Origin of the sequence: Demequina sediminis, assembly GCF_030296675.1 — a bacterium.
In the GTDB taxonomy this organism is placed as follows: Bacteria; Actinomycetota; Actinomycetes; order Actinomycetales; family Demequinaceae; genus Demequina; species Demequina sediminis.
The window spans coordinates 886,022-904,139 of sequence record NZ_AP027736.1 but is presented as its reverse complement, the minus strand read 5'-3'; the positions used below and the strand labels follow the sequence as shown (position 1 = coordinate 904,139).

The window sequence follows — 18,118 nt, the reverse complement described above, 5'->3', positions numbered from 1 at the left end:
ATCGTCCCTTCTCGCGCGACGTCGCCCGCGGGTGAGCCCTAAGGTGAGGAGAGGGCGCAGCGTGGCGCCCGGCGAGGAGAGTCGCGATGTCCCGCAACGCAGTGCAGCTCATCACGTATGCCGACCGTCTCGCGGGCGACTTACCCGGTCTCGCGCGGCTGATGCGCACCGAGCCGTGGTCGAGCGCCTTCGCGGGCGTGCACATCCTGCCGTTCTTCACGCCGCATGACGGTGCCGACGCGGGCTTCGATCCCGTCGATCACACCGCCGTGGATCCGCGGCTGGGGACGTGGCAGGACGTGCGGGCGGTGGCCGGTGACGGCGACCTCATGGTCGACGTGATCGTCAATCACGTCTCCGCCGACTCGGAGGCCTTCCGCGACTGGTGCGCGCGCGGCGATGCGTCGGAGTCGGCCGGGATGTTCCTCACGATGTCCTCGGTGTTCCCGCGCGGCGCGACGGAGGACGATCTCACGCGCATCTACCGGCCCCGCCCCGGGCTGCCGTTCACGCCGTACACGGTCGCGGGCCGCCGCCGGCTGGTGTGGACCACGTTCACGCCGCAGCAGATCGACATCGACGTCACTCATCCGCGCGCCCGCGCGTATCTCGAGTCGATCCTCGACTCGGTGGCGGACGCCGGCGCAACCATGGTGCGCCTCGACGCGGTGGGATACGCGGTCAAGACGGCGGGGGAGACGTCGTTCATGACGCGCGACACGTTCGCGTTCATCGAGGACTTCACCGCGCAGGCACGCTCGCGCGGGCTCGAGGTGCTGGTCGAGGTGCATTCGTACTACCGCCGCCAGATCGAGATCGGCGCGGCGGTGGACCGCGTCTACGACTTCGCGCTGCCGCCGCTCATCCTCCACGCGCTCGGCACGGGAGACGGCGGCCCGCTCGCGCGGTGGCTCGACGTGCGACCCGCGAATGCGGTGACGGTGCTCGACACGCACGACGGAATCGGCGTGATCGATGTGGGCGCGGATCAGACGGCTGCCGAGGCGCCGGGGTTGCTCGCTCCGCACGAGATCGACGCGCTCGTCGAGCGCATGCATGCGGCGTCGGGCGATACGTCGCGCCTCGCCACGGGTACCGCCGCCTCGAATCTCGATCTTTACCAGGTCAACTGCACGTTCTACGACGCGCTCGGCGCGGACGACCACGCGTACCTCGCCGCCCGTGCCCTGCAGTTCTTCACGCCGGGGATCCCGCAGGTGTACTACGTGGGCGCTCTCGCCGGTCGCAACGACGTCGAGCTGTTGCGGCGCTCGGGGGTAGGACGCGACATCAATCGGCACCGCTACACGCCCGAGGAGATCGCGGCGGACCTGGACCGCCCGGTGGTGCGCGCTCTCTTCGCGCTGTGCGCGCTGCGATCCCGGTTGAGCGCGTTCGACGGCGACTTCAGCTGGTCGCTCGAGGACGGCATCATGACGATGCTGTGGCGGGCGGGAGAGGATCACGCGCGGCTCACGGTCGACCTGCTCGGCCATCGTGCAGGCCTCGCGTGGAGCGAGGCGGGCGCCGAAGGAGCCACGGACGACCTTCTTGCCGATCCTCCCCGGGTGTAAACCCGCTACGAGTCCTCGCGCATGGCCTCCCAGTCGCGCGGACCGAGGTCGGGGATCTTGCGCTCGTAGCCGTCGGAGAACAGCGGCGAGGAGATGAGGTGGTCCGCCGTCGCGATGTTCGAGGCCATCGGGATGTTCCACAGCGCGCCCAGGCGCAGCAGCGCCTTGACGTCGGGGTCGTGCGGCTGGGGCTCCAGCGGGTCCCAGAAGAAGATCAGCATGTCGATGCGGCCCTCGGCGATGCCGGCGCCGATCTGCTGGTCGCCGCCCACGGGACCCGACAGGAAGCGGGTGACGCGCAGGCCCAACTCGTACTCGAGCATCGTCCCCGTGGTGCCGGTGGCGTAGAGCCGATGCGGCGACAGGGTGCCCTTGTTGTATGAGGCCCACTCGAGGAGCTCGGCCTTCTTGTGGTCGTGGGCGACCAGCGCAATGTGCAGGGGGCGGTGCGACATGAGCGCTCCTTCGAGGTGTCAGGGTGGTGCCGCGTGGGGGGTGCAGCGGTGTCGCCTCGAGTATCCCGCGTCAGGCGCCGCGGCGTGACACCAGCACCGCCGGGGCAACTCGTGCGGGCGGGGCTTTGAATGCGGCGGCACGACACTTGGTACACCAAGCTGACGTAGTGGCACTCAGTGCCAGTGCCCCGGGTGGGATTCGAACCCACAACACCGCGGGTTTGAGCCGCGTGCCTCTGCCAGTTGGGCTACCGGGGCGGGGGCACTAGGCTATCGCCTGTGACTGATGCGAACGACACTCCCCTGGAGGAGACCGAGACCCAGGCCCCCAAGCGCGCGCGCCGCGCCGTCGTCGCGGAGGACGAGGCGCTGATCCGCATGGACATCGTCGAGACGCTCCGTGAGGGCGGCTATGAGGTCGTCGGCGAGGGCGGCAACGGCGAGGAAGGCATCGCGCTCGCGCGCGAGCACAAGCCCGACGTGGTGGTCATGGACGTCAAGATGCCCGTCATGGACGGCATCACCGCCGCGGAGACCATCGCGAAGGAGCGCCTGGCGCCCGTGGTGCTGCTCACCGCGTTCTCGCAGACCGAGTTGGTCGAGCGGGCGCGCGACGCCGGCGCGATGGCATACGTCGTCAAGCCCTTCACCCCTGGAGACCTGCTGCCCGCGGTCGAGATTGCCGCCTCGCGGTATCAGGAGATCCGCGCGCTGGAGTCGGAGATCGCCGACATCACCGAGCGCATGGAGACACGCAAGAAGGTCGAGCGCGCCAAGGGTCTGCTCATGGAGAAGATGAAGCTCAACGAGCCCGAGTCCTTCCGCTGGATCCAGAAGACGTCCATGGACCGGCGCCTGACGATGCGCGAGGTGGCCGAGGCCGTCATCGAGCAAATGGGCGGAAAGTAGCGTTTTCCTCTCCGCTGGCGCACGGTTCGGTCACGAAATTGTGATAGAGCCGACGCGAACGCGAAACGTTTGCGCGCTAGCGTGACGGTTACCGCGGCGAGGACACTCCTGGTCGCGAACTAACCGAGGCGAGATCTTCTCGCCGACTGGGAGGAAGAAACATGGCACGATGGAATTCCATCGCTCGCGGCGCGGCCTTTGCCGCCGTTGCGACCCTGTCCCTCGCGGCGTGCGCCACCACGTCCAGCGAGGGTGGCTCCAGTGAGGACCCGACCACCGTCGGTGCGTCCGGAGACGGACTGAAGATCGGCTCGCTGCTGCCGATCACCGGCTCGCTCGCGTTCCTCGGCCCGCCCGAGATCGCTGGAGTTGACCTCGCTGTCAGCGAGATCAACGAGGCGGGCGGCGTCAATGGCGCCGATGTCTCCATCCAGCACGAAGACTCGTCCGACACGGACAACCCGAACATCACGTCCGACTCGGTCTCGCGTCTCCTCGCGGGTGACGTCTCGGTCGTGATCGGTGCGGCATCGTCGTCCGTCACGCTCAACGCGATCGACGACATCACCAACGCAGGCGTGGTGCAGATCTCGCCCGCCAACACCGCGACCAGCCTCTCCGGCTACTCGCCGTTCTACTTCCGTACCGCCCCGCCGGACACCGTCCAGGGCAACGCGCTCGGCAACCTCATCCTCGAGGACGGCTACAAGAACATCGGCGTCCTGGTCTTCAACGACGACTACGGCACCTCGCTGCGCGACGTGGTCCAGCAGACGGTCGAGGCCGCGGGTGGTTCGCTGACCTATGGCACCTCGGGCCAGGAGTTCGACCCCGCGGCGTCGAGCTTCGCTTCCGACGTGCAGGCGATCCTCGCGACCAACCCCGAGGCGATCGCGCTCATCGCGTTCGACCAGACGGCGCTGATCATCCCCGAGCTCGTCGCGGCCGGCTTCGACACCTCGAAGCTCTACCTGGTGGACGGCAACCTCGCGGACTACTCCGACGAGCTCGAGGCGGGCGCCCTCACCGGCGCCAAGGGCACCCTGCCCGGCGCGAGCCCCGCGGACGACTTCCGCGCGCTGCTCGACGAGGCCAACGGCGAGCCGCTGTCCGAGTACGCCTATGGCGCCGAGTCCTACGACGCGGTCATGCTCGCGGCGCTCGCCGCAGTCAAGGGCGGCGCGAACGATGGCCAGACCATCGCGGACAACATGGCGGCGGTCTCCGGCGCCACGGGCGGCACGGAGTGCACCGGTTTCGCGGAGTGCGTCGAGCTGCTCGAGGCAGGCGAGGAGATCTTCTACCAGGCGGTCTCCGGAGTGGGTCCGTTCAACGAGGCCAACGACCCGTCGAGCGCGTACATCGGCGTCTACCAGTACGGCGAGGACAACACCTACTCGCTGCTGACCTCGGTGTTCGGCGAGGTTCCCTCGGAGTGATCTGAGCGGTTCTCACAGTTCATTCGCGCGGCGGCCCCGGCTTCGGTCGGGGGCCGTTGTGCTGTGCCTGGGGGACCTGGGCGCGTGGCCGGGTGGTCTGTCCTCCGCGCCCGTCGCCGCCCCGTTGTGCGGAAGTCACACCGTTGGCGACGGGTGTGGCCGCGCTGAACGGGGATCCGGAGATACCGGTCGCCAGATGTGTGACTTGCGCAGGAGGGGGCGGCGCGGCGACGCGGCGTCATGGCGGCAGCACGGCAGCCCAGGACGCGCGCACACGACGATGCCCGCCCGGCCGAAGCGGGGCGGGCACCGTTGGTGGGTTCCCGAGGCAGCGTGCGCGCTACGCGCCGAGCGTGCCCAGATACAGCTCGATCACCTTGGGGTCCTTGAGCAGTTCCTGGCCGGTGGCGGTGTACGCGGACGTGCCCTGATCGAGAACGTAGCCGCGGTCGCAGATCTGCAGGCAGCGACGGGCATTCTGCTCGACCATGATGACCGTGACACCCGTGCGGTTGATGTCGCGCGTGCGCACGAACGTCTCGTCCTGGCGGACGGGGGACAGGCCGGCGCTGGGCTCGTCGAGGAGCAGCACCTGCGGGTCCATCATGAGCGCGCGTGCCATCGCGACCATCTGGCGCTCGCCGCCGGACAGCGAGCCGGCGCGCTGGTGGCGCCGCTCGATGAGCACGGGGAAGAGGTCGCCGATCCTCTCGAGCTGCTTCTTGAAGCTCTTGTGCGCCCTGTATGCGCCCATTTCGAGGTTCTCTTCGATGGTGAGCGAGGGGAACACGTTGTTGGTCTGAGGCACGAAGCCCACGCCGCGGCTCACCAGCTGGTCGGCACGCAGGTTGGTGATGTCCTCACCCGCGAGGGTGACGGACCCGTCGCGCACCGGGACGAGGCCAAAGAGCGCCTTGAGGAAGGTCGACTTGCCGGCGCCGTTGGGACCGATGATTCCGATGAGCTCGCCCTGGCGCACCTCCATCGAGCAGCCGTTGAGGATGTTGATGCCGGGAAGGTAGCCGGCGATCAGGTTGTCGGCGTGGAGGATCACGGGATTCGAGGTCATGCCTCACGCTCCTCGAAGAGATCGGTGTCGTGGTGCGCGCCCAGATAGGCGTCCTGCACCGCCTGGTTGGACATCACGGTGCCCGCCGGGCCCTCGGCGATGATGCGGCCCTCGGCCATCACCACCACCCAGTCGGAGATGCGCCGCACCATGTGCATGTCGTGCTCGACAAAGAGCACCGTCATGCCGTCGTCCTTGAGCTCGACGATGTGGTCGAGGAGGGACTCCGTCAGCGCGGGGTTGACGCCCGCCATCGGCTCGTCGAGCATCACCATCGTAGGCTTGGTCATGAGCGCGCGTGCCATCTCGAGGAGCTTGCGCTGTCCGCCCGAGAGCGAGCCGGCGTAGTCGTCGCGCTTCTCATAGAGCTTGAAGCGGTGGAGCAGCGCATGCGCCTGCTCCGTGATCTCTCGCTCGCGCGCGCGCCACAGGGGCGGCACGAAGGCTCGTGCGAAGTTCTCACCGGGCTGAGCCTGAGCGCCCAGCCGCATGTTCTCGATCACCGTCATGCGGTTGAGGGCCTTGGTGAGCTGGAAGGTGCGCACCATGCCCGCCCGTGCGACCTTGGCCGAGGACATGCCCTTGAGCGCGCGACCGTTGAAGACGCCCTCGCCCTCCTGGGCGAAGTCGAATCCGGTGAGCAGGTTGAAGAACGTCGACTTGCCTGCGCCGTTGGGGCCGATGAGCGCGGTGATCGAATTGCGCTGCACCTCGAAGTGGTCGACGCTCACGGCGGTGAGGCCTCCAAAGCGCCTCACGACGCCGTCCGCGACCAGGATCGCGTCGGGCTTGGGCGCGCCTGCCTCGTGCGGCACGGCGGCGAATGCGTTGTCAGCCATTGAACGCCAGCTCCTTCTTGTTGCCGAGCACACCCTGGGGCCTGAACACCACGAGCAGCATGAGGGTCACGCCCACGAGGACGAGCGAGAACGGCTCGAGGTCGGTGGGTGCCAGCACCTCGGGCGGCAGAACCGCGGACGCCACGCTCTTGACCAGGGTCAGCGCGGACCAGAACAGGATCGAACCGAGTACGGGCCCGAAGACCGTGGCTGCGCCACCCAGGAGCAGCAGCGTCCAGATCCAGAACGTCGTGGGGCGTCCCATCGAGTCCGGCTGCACCGAGTTGCCCAGGGCCCACGTGATGCCGCCGAGAGCGCCGATCGCGCCGCCGATCACGAGCGCCTGCATCTTGTACGAGTACACGTTCTTGCCGAGCGAACGCACGGCGTCCTCGTCCTCGCGGATGCCCTTGAGCACGCGGCCCCAGGGCGAGCCGGCGAGGCGCCAGTAGATGATCGCGAAGATGATGACGAGGCTCCAGGTCACGAGCGTCAGCCACCACGAGGACGACCGGGAGCCGTGCATCTCGAGCGGCCCGATCTGGACGATGCTGTCGGGGAAGGGCGAGAGTTCCTCGAAGGGCGGCTTGAAGTCCGAGCCGCGGATGCCGCTCGAAGCCCCGGTGAGCCCCGAGAGGCTCTGCGAGCGCCCGAGGAACCTGATCATCTCTGCTGCCGCGATGGTCACGATCGCCAGATAGTCACCGCGGAGCTTGAGCGTGGGCCAGCCGAGCAGCAGGCCGAAGATCGCGGCGGCCGCGAGGCCCACCAGCACGGCGAGCCAGATGGGCCACCCCTGCTGGATCGAGATCGCGAAGCCGTACATGCCGAGCAGCATGAAGCCCGCGTGACCCATGTTGAGCAGACCCGTGAGGCCAAAGTGGAAGTTGAGGCCGATCGCCGCGAGCGCAAAGGCCGCGGTGGACGGCGCGATGGCCGTGCGAAGTACGTCGAGAAGAATGTCCATGTCAGCCGACCCTTTCCGCCTTGCCGAGGATGCCCTGCGGGCGTACCAGCAGCACGATGATGAGGATGCCGAGCGCTGTCGCGAACTTGAGGTCCGGCGGGAGCCAGACCGTCGAGACCTCCGCGACGATGCCGATGACGAGAGAGCCGACGAGCGCACCGTAGGGATGGCCGAGCCCGCCCAGCGTGACGGCGGCGAACATCATGAGCAGCAGCCGTGTGCCGTCGTCGAACGAGAATCCCTGCTGGTACAGCGCGAGCAGGATGCCGCCCAGGGCCGCGAGCCCCGCGGCCATCACCCACACGATGCGGATGATCGAGTCGACCTTGATGCCCGAGGCCGATGCCAGGGCCGGGTTGTCCGAGACCGCGCGGGTCGCGCGCCCCAGGCGGGTGCGCTGCAGGAAGAACGCGACGCCCAAGAGCGCGGTGATCGCGATCGCCATCGAGATGAGCGTGACGTTGCCGACCGAAATGGGCCCGTACTGAACGCGGGGGTCGATCGAGGTCGTGAGTCGCACGGGCCGGCCGCCGATCCACCACTGGATGAAGTTCACGAGCGCGAGCGAGAGGCCGATGCTCACGATCATCTGCTGGACCAGGCCCACCCTGCGGCGCCGGAGCTGGCTCCACACGACCTTGTCCTGCACCCAGCCGAGTGCGGCCGAGATCGCGATCGCGAGCAGGGCGGCAGGGATGAGAGGCAACCCGATGTGGAACTCAACCGGCACCAGGGGCACGGTCACGGGTTGGGGCGTCGCGAGGAACCACGTCAGCACCGCGCCGAACGTCACCATCTCGCCGTGAGCGAAGTTGCTCAGCGCGGTGGTGCCGTAGATAAGCGAAAGGCCCACTGAGGCTAGTGCCAGCAGCAGGCCAAAGACGACGCCGTTGAAGAGGTTCTGGAGCAGCAGGTTGGTCCCGCCTCCAGTGGCGGTGGTTGCCACCTCGGGGTCGGGGGTGGTGGCCTCGGCCACGCCCCCATTGCAAGGACCGCGATGGCGCCTGCCACCGCGATCGTGAGGACGAGCGCTGCTCTCAGCAGGGCTCGTCGGTCAAGAGTCGCCAGCACGGATGCCCCTCTCAAGGTCAAGGTTGCGGGTCAACCTATCGCAGACATGTTTCGTTCATGTGGCACGCCGAGCACGAATCGCGCACGTCAGTCGCGCTTCGGAGACGATTTCGCCTCGTTCATTCACGATTCGAACGCCGTAAACCGCCACGGTGCGGCCCCGGTGAATCGCCGTCGCGGTGCCGGTCACGACCCCGGAACGCGCGCTGCGCACGTGAGTGATGGACAGGTCGACCCCCACCGCGATGCCCTCGGGGTCGACGGTCGCGACGTGCGCCATCGCCGCAAGCGACCCGAGCGACTCCGCGAGGACAGCCGATGCCCCGCCGTGGAGAAGGCCGTAGGGCTGGGTGTTGCCGGCGACCGGCATGGTCCCGACGGCGGTGTCTGCGGTGACCTCCACAATGGTGATGCCCATCCGGGCGATGAGCCCATCGGAGGGCGCGGCGGCGGCGACATCGGCGTCAGACATAGGGATAGGTTGGCATCTGTGAGCGAATCCACCAAGGGAACACTCCTGCTGGTCGACGGTCTATCGATGGCGTTCCGCGCCTTCTTTGGCCTTCCGGTGGAGAACTTCGCAACCTCGACAGGGGTGCCGACCAACGCGGTCTACGGCTTCACGACGATGCTCGCGACGCTCCTGCGGGAGCACGAGCCCACGCACGTCGCGGTCGCCTTCGACCTCCCGGGCGGCACCTTCCGCACCGAACGTCTTCCCTCGTACAAGGGCACCCGCGACGCCACGCCGCCCGAGTTCGAGCCGCAGGTCCCGCTCATTCGCGAGGTGCTGGGGGCCCTCAGGGTGCCGGCGGTCGACAAGCCCAACTACGAGGCGGATGACCTGCTCGCGACGTATGCGCGGCTGGGCCACGAGGCCGGCATGCGCGTGCTCGTCGTGTCGGGAGACCGGGACACGATTCAGCTCGTCAACGGCGACGTCACGCTGCTGTATCCGCGCAAGGGCGTCTCCGACCTGGTGCGCTTCACGCCCGACGCGGTGCGCGAGAAGTACGGCGTCGACCCCGGCCAGTATCCCGACCTCGCCGCATTGGTCGGTGAGACGAGCGACAACCTTCCCGGTGTTCCGGGGGTGGGCCCCAAGACCGCCGCGAAGTGGATCGGGGTCTACGGCGGGCTCGAGGGGATCCTCAACAGCGCCGACGACGTCCCCGGGAAGGCGGGGAGAGCCTGCGCGCGCACCTCGAGCAGGTGCGCCTCAACAGGGAGCTCAACCACCTGCTCACGGATCTCGAGGTCGCCGTCCCGCTCGCGGATCTCGAGTATCCCGGCGCGGACGCGGCCGCGATTCACGAGGTCTGCGACGCGCTGCAGTTCCGCACGCTGCGCGACAAGCTCCTGCCGCTGGCGACCGATGCCGGGGAGGCCAGTCCCGAGACCGCACCCCCGGTCGTGGTGCAGACCGCGGGCGCCGTCGCGGCGATCGCCGCGATGACGGGCACCGTCGCGCTACACGTGGACGGTCGCGGCGGCGTCGACGCCGATGCCTGGGCGCTGGGCGCCGCCGATGCCGCGGACGCCGCCTGGGGCGTCGATCTTGCCGACCTCTCACCCGAGGACGAGTCGACCCTCGGTGCGTGGCTCGCCGACCCGAACATCGCGAAGGTCCTTCACGGTGCCAAGGACGGGTGGCACGCGCTCACGGCGCGCGGGTGGGAGCTGGCGGGAATCGCGGGCGACACCCAGATCGCCGCCTTCCTGGTCAACCCCGACCAGCGTGGATTCGAGCTCGAACAGATCCTCCAGCGTCACCTGGGTCTCGCCCTCGAGTCGGGGCCGACCGCAGGAGAACTCGACCTCGGCCTCGACGGCGGTGGCGCGCACCACGCCGGCCAGCGGGCAGGTGAGCGCGCCGCACACGTGAGAACCCTCGCGGGCGTCCTCGAGCCCATGGTCGACGAACGCGGCATGGGCGCGCTCTATCGCGAGCTCGAGATTCCCCTCATCACGGTCCTCGCGCGCATGGAGCATGCGGGCATGGCCGTCGACAGGGCGCACCTGTCGACGCTCGCCGACGAGGCGCGCGCTCGAGCCGACCGCGCGGCCGAGGATGCGTACGACGCCCTGGGCGGCGAGCGCGTCAATCTGGGGTCGCCCAAGCAGCTTCAGGAGGTGCTGTTCGAGCGCCTCGGCATGCCCAAGACCAAGAAGATCAAGACGGGCTACTCGACCGACGCATCGTCCCTTCACGATCTCAGCGAGAAGGCGCCCCACCCGTTCCTCACCGCGCTGCTGGCTCACCGCGACGCCTCGAAGCTGTCGCAGATCATCGAGACGCTGGCTCAGGCCGTGCAGCCGGACGGCCGCATCCACACCACGTTCTCCCAGGTGGTGGCCGCGACGGGCCGCCTCAGCTCGAAGGATCCCAATCTGCAGAACATCCCCGTCCGCACGGCGGAGGGGCACCGCATCCGCGAGGCCTTCGTCGTCGGCGAGGGCTTCGACACGCTCGTGACGGCGGACTACTCGCAGATCGAGATGCGGATCATGGCCCACCTGTCGGGCGACGCCGCGCTGGTCGAGGCGTTTGCCGCGGGGGAGGACCTCCACCGCTTCGTGGGTTCACGCGTGTTCGGCGTGGCTCCGGAGGACGTGAGCCCCGAGATGCGCTCCCAGGTCAAGGCGATGTCCTACGGGCTCGCGTACGGGCTGTCGTCCTTTGGCCTCGCGCGGCAGCTGGGGCTTCCGGTGGGCGCGGCCCAGGCGCTCATGGACGACTACTTCTCGCGATTCGGCGCCGTGCGCGACTACCTCAGGTCGGTCGTCGAGCAGGCGCGGGCGGACGGCTACACCGAGACCATCTTTGGCCGCAGGCGCTACATCCCCGACCTCACCTCGACCAACCGTCAGCGCAGGGACATCGCGGAGCGGATGGCGCTCAACGCGCCCATTCAGGGCTCCGCGGCGGACCTCATCAAGCGCGCGATGCTCGGAGTTGAGCGCCGTTTGAGGGACGAAGGTCTGGCATCCCGGCAGGTACTTCAGGTGCATGATGAACTCGTGATCGAGACGGCAGCGGGGGAGCAGGACGCCGTCGAGAACATTCTCAGGGAGGAGATGCACGCCGCAGGCGATCTCAGCGTTCCTCTCGAGGTCAACGTCGGAACGGGCGCTGACTGGCGCACCGCTGGACACTAGGGTTGGTGGCATGCGCATCGGACTTCTCACTGGAGGCGGGGACTGCCCCGGACTGAACGCGGCGATTCGTGCCGTCGTCAAGCGGGGTACCTCGGAACTCGGGTGCTCGATCGTCGGGTTTAACAACGGCTGGCAGGGCGTCATCGACGGCGACGCCAAGCCGCTGACCCGTGACGACGTATCGGGCATCCTCGTGCACGGGGGGACGATGCTCGGCACGGCCCGGTGCCACCCGCACAAGGTCGAGGGCGGCATGGAGGCCGTTAAGGACACGTTCGAGAACGAGAAGCTGGACGGCTTCATCTGCATCGGCGGAGACGGAACTCTCAAGGCCGCGGGCAAGGTCTCGCAGGCGCTGGGCGTGCCCGTGATCGGCATTCCCAAGACCATCGACAACGACGTGGTCGGCACGGACGCCGCGATCGGCTTCGACACCGCGGTGTCGGTGGCCACGGAGGCGATCGACCGCCTCCACTCGACGGCGGAGTCGCACAACCGCGTCATGGTGGTCGAGCTCATGGGCCGCCACTCCGGCTGGATCGCCGTCACCGCCGGTATCGCTGGCGGAGCGGACATCATCCTCGCGCCCGAGGAGCCCTTCGACATCGATGTGATCGCCAAGCGCATCAAGCACCGTCACCGCTACAAGAACTTCTCGATCGTGGCCGTCGCCGAGGGCGCGGTTCCCGCCGAGGGCTCGCGCTGGGAGGGCAAGGCCACCCTCGACGCCAAGGGCAACCCGATCGCCGGCTCGATCGGTCACGAGGTCACGAAGGCGATCGAGGCGGCCACCGGCTTCTCGACGCGCCTCACGGTGCTCGGCTACGTCCAGCGTGGCGGCGTGCCGACGGCTGCGGACCGCCTGCTGGGCACCCGGATGGGCGTGGCCGCGATCGACGGCATCGTCGCCGGTGAGACGCACAAGTTCACCGCGCAGCAGGGCGAGAAGGTCGTGCTCGAGCCCTTCGAGACGATGATGGGCAAGACCAAGTGGGTTCCCGAGGAGCTGTTGGCGGCTGCCCGCGGGCTGTGATGTCTCGCGCCCGGTCCCGCGCGAGTCGCGTGGCCGGGCGCGTCGCATTGTGCCTGGACGGTGTGAAGAGGTAGGATTTCGGGTGGTCTGGCGCGCCCGCGCGCCCGGTCATTCCTATCCATACGATTCCCTGTCCATCGGAGCACCTCCTTAATGTCCGTATCCACCCCCTCCATCATCGCCGTCAACGACATCGGAACTGCTGAGGATTTCCTCGCGGCCGTTGACGCGACCATCAAGAACTTCGACGACGGCGACCTTGTTGAAGGCACCATCGTCAAGGTCGACCGCGACGAGGTCCTGCTCGACATCGGTTACAAGACCGAAGGCGTGATTCCTTCGCGCGAGCTGTCGATCCGTCACGACGCCAACCCGGATGAGGTCGTCAACGTCGGCGACACCATCGAGGCTCTGGTCCTCACCAAGGAGGACAAGGAGGGGCGCCTGATCCTGTCCAAGAAGCGCGCGCAGTACGAGCGTGCCTGGGGCTCGATCGAGAAGGTCAAGGAGGAGGACGGAGTCGTCTCCGGCACCGTCATCGAGGTCGTCAAGGGCGGCCTGATCGTCGACATCGGCCTGCGCGGCTTCCTGCCCGCCTCGCTGGTGGAGATGCGTCGCGTGCGTGACCTGGCCCCGTACATCGGCCAGGCCATCGAGGCGAAGATCATCGAGCTCGACAAGAACCGCAACAACGTGGTGCTGTCGCGTCGTGCGTTCCTCGAGCAGACCCAGTCCGAGGTGCGCTCGTCGTTCCTCACCGCGCTCGCGCCGGGACAGGTCCGCAAGGGTGTCGTCTCCTCGATCGTCAACTTCGGTGCGTTCGTGGACCTGGGCGGCGTGGACGGCCTCGTGCACGTCTCCGAGCTGTCCTGGAAGCACATCGACCACCCCTCCGAGGTCGTCTCGGTCGGCCAGGAGGTCGAGGTCGAGGTCCTCACCGTCGAGATGGACCGCGAGCGCGTTTCGCTGTCGCTCAAGGCGACGCAGGAGGACCCGTGGGCGGTCTACGCCCGCACCCACGCGATCGGCCAGATCGTCCCGGGCAAGGTCACCAAGCTCGTCCCGTTCGGCGCGTTCGTGCGCGTGTTCGAGGGCATCGAGGGCCTGGTGCACATCTCCGAGCTGGCGCTTCGCCACGTCGAGCTGCCCGAGCAGGTCGTGTCGGCCGATGAGGACGTCTTCGTCAAGATCATCGACATCGACCTTGAGCGTCGCCGCATCTCGCTGTCCATCAAGCAGGCCAACGAGGGTGTCGACCCGCAGGGCGAGGACTTCGACCCCGCGCTCTACGGCATGACGGCCGAGTACGACGCTCAGGGGAACTACAAGTACCCCGAGGGCTTCGACCCGGAGACCCAGGAGTGGCGCGAGGGCTTCGAGGAGCAGCGCGAGGCCTGGGAGGCCGAGTACGCCAAGGCGCACGAGCGCTGGGAGGCGCACAAGGCGTTCGTCCTCAAGCAGGACGCCGCCGCCGCCGAGGCCGAGGTTGCCGCCCCCGCGGCGCCGCGTGCCGCCAAGGGTGGCCGCAAGGCCGACGGCCCGACCTCGTACTCCTCGCAGGAGGAGTCGACGACCGACGGCGGCACGCTCGCCTCGGACGAGCGTCTGGCCGCGCTGCGCGAGAAGCTCACCGGCAACTAGTCTCACGACTCACCCGAAGGCCGTCGCCCCGATCTGGGGCGGCGGCCTTCGTCGCATACGGCTGCAGCGCGGCGGCCTTCGCCGCGTTTGGTCCCCACTCGCGCGGCGTGTGACACTGCTTCCCGTGCTGCGCATCGGTCTCACGGGCGGAATCGCCTCGGGCAAGTCGACCGCTGCCGCGCGCCTTGGAGCGTTGGGTGCCCGCGTCGTGGACCACGACGCCCTCGCGCGACGCGCGGTCGAGCCCGGCTCGGCGGCGCTGGCCGACATCGCCGGCGCGTTCGGCGACAGGGTGATCGTCGACGGGGCGCTGGACCGCCCGGCACTCGCCGACATCGTCTTCCGCGACGAGGGCGCGCGCCAGCGCCTCAACGGGATCGTGCACCCCTACGTGATCGCGATGGGCACGGCCGCGGACAAGCAGGCGCGCCGCGACGGCGTCGCCGTGATCGTCCATGACATTCCGCTGCTCGTCGAGACGGGCCAGGGTGCGGACTTCGACCTGGTGGTCACCATTGCGGCCCCCGAGGAGGTGCGCGTCGACAGGCTCGTCACCACGCGCGGCTTGCGCAGGGACGATGCCGTGGCGCGGATTCGCGCGCAGGCGTCGGATGGCGAGAGGGCGGCCGCGGCGGACGTGGTGCTCGATGGCTCCGGCAGCGTGGCCGACCTCGAGGCCCAGATCGACTCCTTCTGGTCGCTGCACGTTCCTCGGTGACCGCGGCATCGTCCTGTCGGAGGCCCGGCGTACCGTAGTCGCATGAGCCGACCCGATCTCCGCCGCAGCGAGGCGCCCTTCCAGGTGATCTCCGACTACAAGCCCTCCGGCGACCAGCCCAAGGCGATCGACGAGCTCGCCCGCAGGATCGAGGCGGGGGAGCGAGACGTGGTGCTGCTGGGTGCGACCGGAACCGGAAAGTCGGCGACCACCGCGTGGCTCGTCGAGCGCCTGCAGCGGCCCACGCTGGTCATGGCGCATAACAAGACGCTCGCGGCGCAGCTCGCGAACGAGTTCCGCGACCTCATGCCGAACAACGCGGTCGAGTACTTCGTGTCGTACTACGACTACTACCAGCCCGAGGCGTATGTGCCACAGACGGATACCTTCATCGAGAAGGACTCCTCGATCAATGAGGAGGTCGAGCGGCTGCGGTACTCGGCGACCAACTCGCTGCTCACGCGGCGCGACGTGATCGTCGTCTCGTCCGTCTCATGCATCTACGGCCTGGGCACCCCCGAGGAGTACATCGAGGGCATGGTGACGCTCGGGGTGGGTGACGTGGTCGACCGCGACTCGCTGCTGCGCGAGTTTGTCCAGATGCAGTACTCGCGCAACGACCTCGCGTTCACGCGGGGAACGTTCCGCGTGCGCGGCGACACGGTGGAGATCATCCCCGTGTATGAGGAGCTCGCGATCCGCATCGAGATGTTCGGCGATGAGGTCGAGGCGCTCTACACGCTGCACCCCCTCACGGGAGAGGTAGTCGAGCGACGCGAGCGGGTCCACATCTTCCCCGCCTCGCACTACGTCGCGAGCGAGGAGCGCATGAACCGCGCGATCACGACCATCGAGATCGAGCTCGGGGAGCGGCTGCAGGAACTCGAGAAGCAGAACAAGCTGCTTGAGGCCCAGCGCCTCAAGATGCGCACCACGTTCGACCTCGAGATGATGCGCTCGGTGGGGACGTGCTCGGGCATCGAGAACTACTCGCGCCACATCGAGCAGCGCGCGCCGGGCACGCCGCCGCACACGCTGCTGGACTACTTCCCCGACGACTTCCTGCTGGTCCTCGACGAGTCGCACGTGACCGTCCCACAGATCGGGGCCATGTTCGAGGGCGACACCTCGCGCAAACGCACCCTGGTGGAACACGGCTTCCGGCTCCCGTCCGCGATGGACAACAGGCCGCTCAAGTGGACGGAGTTCCAGGAGCGCGTGGGGCAGACGGTCTATCTCTCGGCGACCCCGGGCAAGTATGAGCTCGAGCGAGCGGACGGCGTGGTGGAACAGATCATCCGTCCCACGGGGCTCGTGGACCCCAAGATCGTCGTGAAGCCCACCGAGGGCCAGATCGACGATCTCCTCGAGGCGATTCGCTCGCGCGTCGAGCGTGACGAGCGCGTGCTTGTCACCACGCTCACCAAGAAGATGGCCGAGGATCTCACCGAGTACCTGGGCGATCGCGGCGTGAGGGTCGAGTACCTGCACTCGGACGTCGACACGCTGCGGCGCGTCGAGCTGCTGCGCGAGCTGCGCATGGGGCGCTTCGACGTGCTCGTGGGCATCAACCTGCTGCGCGAGGGTCTCGACCTGCCCGAGGTGTCGCTCGTCGCGATCCTCGACGCGGACAAGGAGGGCTTCCTGCGGTCCGGGACCTCGCTCATCCAGACCATTGGCCGCGCGGCGCGCAACGTGTCCGGCGAGGTGCACATGTACGCGGATTCGATCACCGACTCGATGGCGTCGGCGATCGACGAGACCAACAGGCGCCGCGAGATGCAGGTCGCGTACAACGAGGAGCACGGGATCGACCCCCAGCCGCTGCGCAAGCGCATCGGCGACATCACCGAGATGCTCGCGCGCGAGGAGGCGGACACCGTCGAGACCCTCGAGCGGGCAAAGGCGGGGGCCACGTCGGGAGGCGCGGGGCCCGGAGGGCGCTCGCTCATGGCGCAGCGTCCCGCCGACGAGCTCGCACAGCTCATCGAGGACCTCTCGGACCAGATGCGTGTCGCGGCCGGCGACCTGCAGTTCGAGATCGCGGCGCGCCTGCGCGACGAGATCGGCGAGCTCAAGAAGGAGCTGCGGCAGATGATCGACGCGGGCTGACGGCACGCGGGCGCGCGGGCGGCTGCCCCGCCGGTGGCGCCGGGACGTGCGGCGCACCTCCGACGCTCGCGTGCGACCTAGGATGGCTCGGTGGAATCACCGCTCGTCTGGACCCTCACGCTCATCGGCATCCTCGGCCTCTTCATCTTCGACTTCGTGGTCGTGGTGGCGAAGCCTCACGTGCCCACCTTTCGTGAGTCGGCGTTGTGGTCCGTGTTCTACATCGTGTTGGCGCTAGCGTTCGGCGCATCGATGTGGCTGTGGAACTCGCCCGGCCAGGGGACGGAGTTCCTCGCGGGCTTCATCACCGAGAAATCGCTGTCCGTCGACAACCTCTTCGTCTTCCTCGTGATCCTGTCCCGCTTCGCGGTGCCGCCCGCGCAGCGGCAGCGAGTGCTGCTGATCGGCATCGCGATCGCGCTGGTGCTGCGTGGCGTGTTCATCGCGGCGGGTGCGGCAGCCCTGTCGACGTTCAGCTGGACGTTCTACCTGTTCGGCGCGTTCCTCCTGTACACCGCGGTTGCGGTGGCGCGCGAGGGTGGCGCCGAGGAGGGTGACGTCGAGTACAAGGAGAACGCCCTCGTGCGGGGCGTGAAGAGGCTCATGCCCGTCACGGACGGCTACCGCGACGGCCGGTTCGTGGTGCGCGAGGCGGGACGCCGCATGATCACGCCCATGGTGCTGGTGATCCTCGCGATCGGCGGCACGGACGTGCTCTTCGCACTCGACTCGATCCCCGCGATCTTCGGGCTCACCCAGGATCCCTACATCGTGTTCACCGCGAACGCCTTCGCGCTCCTGGGCCTGCGTCAACTCTTCTTCCTCGTGGATGGGTTGCTCGCGCGCCTCGTGTACCTCTCCTACGGCCTCGCCGTGGTGCTGGGATTCATCGGCGTGAAGCTCGTGCTCGAGGCGCTCCACCAGAACTCGCTGCCGTTCCTCAACGGTGGGGAACCGGTCGAGGTGTGACTGCCCTCCTCAGGAGTGTCGCTCGCCGTGATTCTGGGTGTGATCGGCGTGGCCGCCGCCGCGAGCATGATCGCGACGCGGGGCGGCAGGGACCACCGCACGGCACGCCTCGCCGAGCACGACCACGCCGAGCAGGTACGGGCCGACCACGACCGCGGTTGAG

Annotated in this window: 17 protein-coding genes and 1 tRNA gene; 11 read left to right on the top strand and 7 right to left on the bottom strand. The window is 68.3% G+C overall.

Features of this window, described 5'->3' with window-relative positions; all coding sequences use genetic code 11:
• The first annotated feature begins 86 nt into the window (after positions 1-86).
• Positions 87-1,574: a sucrose phosphorylase gene (gene gtfA, locus QUE44_RS04645; protein WP_286216136.1), complete on the top strand. Its 1,488-nt coding sequence runs from the start codon at positions 87-89 to the stop codon at positions 1,572-1,574.
• A 5-nt stretch (positions 1,575-1,579) separates the two neighbouring features.
• Here gtfA and QUE44_RS04640 read toward each other — a convergent pair whose 3' ends face one another.
• Both QUE44_RS04640 and QUE44_RS04635 read right to left on the bottom strand, forming a co-directional pair.
• Entirely contained in the window at positions 1,580-2,029 is a 450-nt protein-coding gene (locus tag QUE44_RS04640) for a methylglyoxal synthase (RefSeq protein ID WP_286216135.1), read from the bottom strand.
• A 184-nt stretch (positions 2,030-2,213) separates the two neighbouring features.
• Positions 2,214-2,287, bottom strand: a tRNA-Leu gene (locus tag QUE44_RS04635).
• Between the two features lie 21 nt (positions 2,288-2,308).
• On the opposite strand from QUE44_RS04635, the gene QUE44_RS04630 reads away from it, so the two are divergent.
• Positions 2,309-2,938, top strand: coding sequence for an ANTAR domain-containing response regulator (locus QUE44_RS04630; RefSeq protein ID WP_286216134.1), 630 nt, complete (start codon positions 2,309-2,311; stop codon positions 2,936-2,938).
• A 161-nt stretch (positions 2,939-3,099) separates the two neighbouring features.
• Positions 3,100-4,377: an ABC transporter substrate-binding protein gene (locus QUE44_RS04625; RefSeq protein WP_286216133.1), complete on the top strand. Its 1,278-nt coding sequence runs from the start codon at positions 3,100-3,102 to the stop codon at positions 4,375-4,377.
• Between the two features lie 340 nt (positions 4,378-4,717).
• Here QUE44_RS04625 and QUE44_RS04620 read toward each other — a convergent pair whose 3' ends face one another.
• From QUE44_RS04620 to QUE44_RS04600, 5 genes are all read right to left on the bottom strand, one after another.
• Positions 4,718-5,446: an ABC transporter ATP-binding protein gene (locus tag QUE44_RS04620; protein ID WP_286216131.1), complete on the bottom strand. Its 729-nt coding sequence runs from the start codon at positions 5,444-5,446 to the stop codon at positions 4,718-4,720.
• A complete protein-coding gene (locus tag QUE44_RS04615; protein WP_286216130.1) occupies positions 5,443-6,285 on the bottom strand; it encodes an ABC transporter ATP-binding protein in 843 nt (280 codons plus the stop codon). The genes QUE44_RS04620 and QUE44_RS04615 overlap by 4 nt, the downstream gene beginning before the upstream one ends.
• Positions 6,278-7,252, bottom strand: coding sequence for a branched-chain amino acid ABC transporter permease (locus QUE44_RS04610; RefSeq protein ID WP_286216128.1), 975 nt, complete (start codon positions 7,250-7,252; stop codon positions 6,278-6,280). The genes QUE44_RS04615 and QUE44_RS04610 overlap by 8 nt, the downstream gene beginning before the upstream one ends.
• A 1-nt stretch (position 7,253) precedes the next feature.
• A complete protein-coding gene (locus QUE44_RS04605; RefSeq protein ID WP_286216126.1) occupies positions 7,254-8,228 on the bottom strand; it encodes a branched-chain amino acid ABC transporter permease in 975 nt (324 codons plus the stop codon).
• 150 nt (positions 8,229-8,378) lie between these two features.
• The gene (locus tag QUE44_RS04600; RefSeq protein WP_286216124.1) at positions 8,379-8,795 is read right to left on the bottom strand and encodes a PaaI family thioesterase; all 417 of its coding nucleotides are present in this window, start codon (positions 8,793-8,795) and stop codon (positions 8,379-8,381) included.
• Between the two features lie 18 nt (positions 8,796-8,813).
• Here QUE44_RS04600 and QUE44_RS13990 point away from each other — a divergent pair, with 18 nt between their 5' ends.
• From QUE44_RS13990 to QUE44_RS13985, 8 genes are all read left to right on the top strand, one after another.
• A complete protein-coding gene (locus tag QUE44_RS13990) occupies positions 8,814-9,779 on the top strand; it encodes a 5'-3' exonuclease (protein WP_350226894.1) in 966 nt (321 codons plus the stop codon).
• A complete protein-coding gene (locus tag QUE44_RS04595; RefSeq protein WP_350226920.1) occupies positions 9,776-11,482 on the top strand; it encodes a DNA polymerase in 1,707 nt (568 codons plus the stop codon). Before QUE44_RS13990 ends, QUE44_RS04595 begins: the two co-directional genes overlap by 4 nt.
• Before the next feature lie 10 nt (positions 11,483-11,492).
• Positions 11,493-12,515: a 6-phosphofructokinase gene (locus QUE44_RS04590; protein WP_286216123.1), complete on the top strand. Its 1,023-nt coding sequence runs from the start codon at positions 11,493-11,495 to the stop codon at positions 12,513-12,515.
• 153 nt (positions 12,516-12,668) lie between these two features.
• Complete coding sequence (gene rpsA / locus QUE44_RS04585; RefSeq protein ID WP_286216122.1) at positions 12,669-14,156, top strand: 30S ribosomal protein S1; 1,488 nt, start codon at positions 12,669-12,671, stop codon at positions 14,154-14,156.
• 124 nt (positions 14,157-14,280) lie between these two features.
• A complete protein-coding gene (coaE, locus tag QUE44_RS04580; protein ID WP_286216121.1) occupies positions 14,281-14,874 on the top strand; it encodes a dephospho-CoA kinase in 594 nt (197 codons plus the stop codon).
• 42 nt (positions 14,875-14,916) lie between these two features.
• On the top strand, positions 14,917-16,986 hold the full coding sequence (uvrB, locus tag QUE44_RS04575; RefSeq protein ID WP_286216120.1) for an excinuclease ABC subunit UvrB: 2,070 nt from the start codon (positions 14,917-14,919) through the stop codon (positions 16,984-16,986).
• Between the two features lie 90 nt (positions 16,987-17,076).
• Positions 17,077-17,955 (top strand): TerC/Alx family metal homeostasis membrane protein, encoded by an 879-nt coding sequence (locus tag QUE44_RS04570; protein WP_345379621.1) that lies wholly within the window; start codon positions 17,077-17,079, stop codon positions 17,953-17,955.
• 27 nt (positions 17,956-17,982) lie between these two features.
• The gene (locus tag QUE44_RS13985) at positions 17,983-18,117 is read left to right on the top strand and encodes a hypothetical protein (protein WP_345379619.1); all 135 of its coding nucleotides are present in this window, start codon (positions 17,983-17,985) and stop codon (positions 18,115-18,117) included.
• Position 18,118: the final 1 nt, after the last annotated feature.

What these genes read in the sequence shown, in the direction of transcription:
- QUE44_RS04640 (WP_286216135.1), bottom strand. Translation starts at nt 2,029, where the DNA reads ATGTCGCACCGCCCCCTGCACATTGCGCTGGTCGCCCACGACCACAAG.
- QUE44_RS04595 (WP_350226920.1), top strand. Translation starts at nt 9,776, where the DNA reads ATGACGGGCACCGTCGCGCTACACGTGGACGGTCGCGGCGGCGTCGAC.
- rpsA (WP_286216122.1), top strand. Translation starts at nt 12,669, where the DNA reads ATGTCCGTATCCACCCCCTCCATCATCGCCGTCAACGACATCGGAACT.
- gtfA (WP_286216136.1), top strand. Translation starts at nt 87, where the DNA reads ATGTCCCGCAACGCAGTGCAGCTCATCACGTATGCCGACCGTCTCGCG.
- QUE44_RS04600 (WP_286216124.1), bottom strand. Translation starts at nt 8,795, where the DNA reads ATGTCTGACGCCGATGTCGCCGCCGCCGCGCCCTCCGATGGGCTCATC.
- QUE44_RS04590 (WP_286216123.1), top strand. Translation starts at nt 11,493, where the DNA reads ATGCGCATCGGACTTCTCACTGGAGGCGGGGACTGCCCCGGACTGAAC.
- QUE44_RS04625 (WP_286216133.1), top strand. Translation starts at nt 3,100, where the DNA reads ATGGCACGATGGAATTCCATCGCTCGCGGCGCGGCCTTTGCCGCCGTT.
- QUE44_RS04615 (WP_286216130.1), bottom strand. Translation starts at nt 6,285, where the DNA reads ATGGCTGACAACGCATTCGCCGCCGTGCCGCACGAGGCAGGCGCGCCC.
- QUE44_RS04620 (WP_286216131.1), bottom strand. Translation starts at nt 5,446, where the DNA reads ATGACCTCGAATCCCGTGATCCTCCACGCCGACAACCTGATCGCCGGC.
- uvrB (WP_286216120.1), top strand. Translation starts at nt 14,917, where the DNA reads ATGAGCCGACCCGATCTCCGCCGCAGCGAGGCGCCCTTCCAGGTGATC.
- QUE44_RS04610 (WP_286216128.1), bottom strand. Translation starts at nt 7,252, where the DNA reads ATGGACATTCTTCTCGACGTACTTCGCACGGCCATCGCGCCGTCCACC.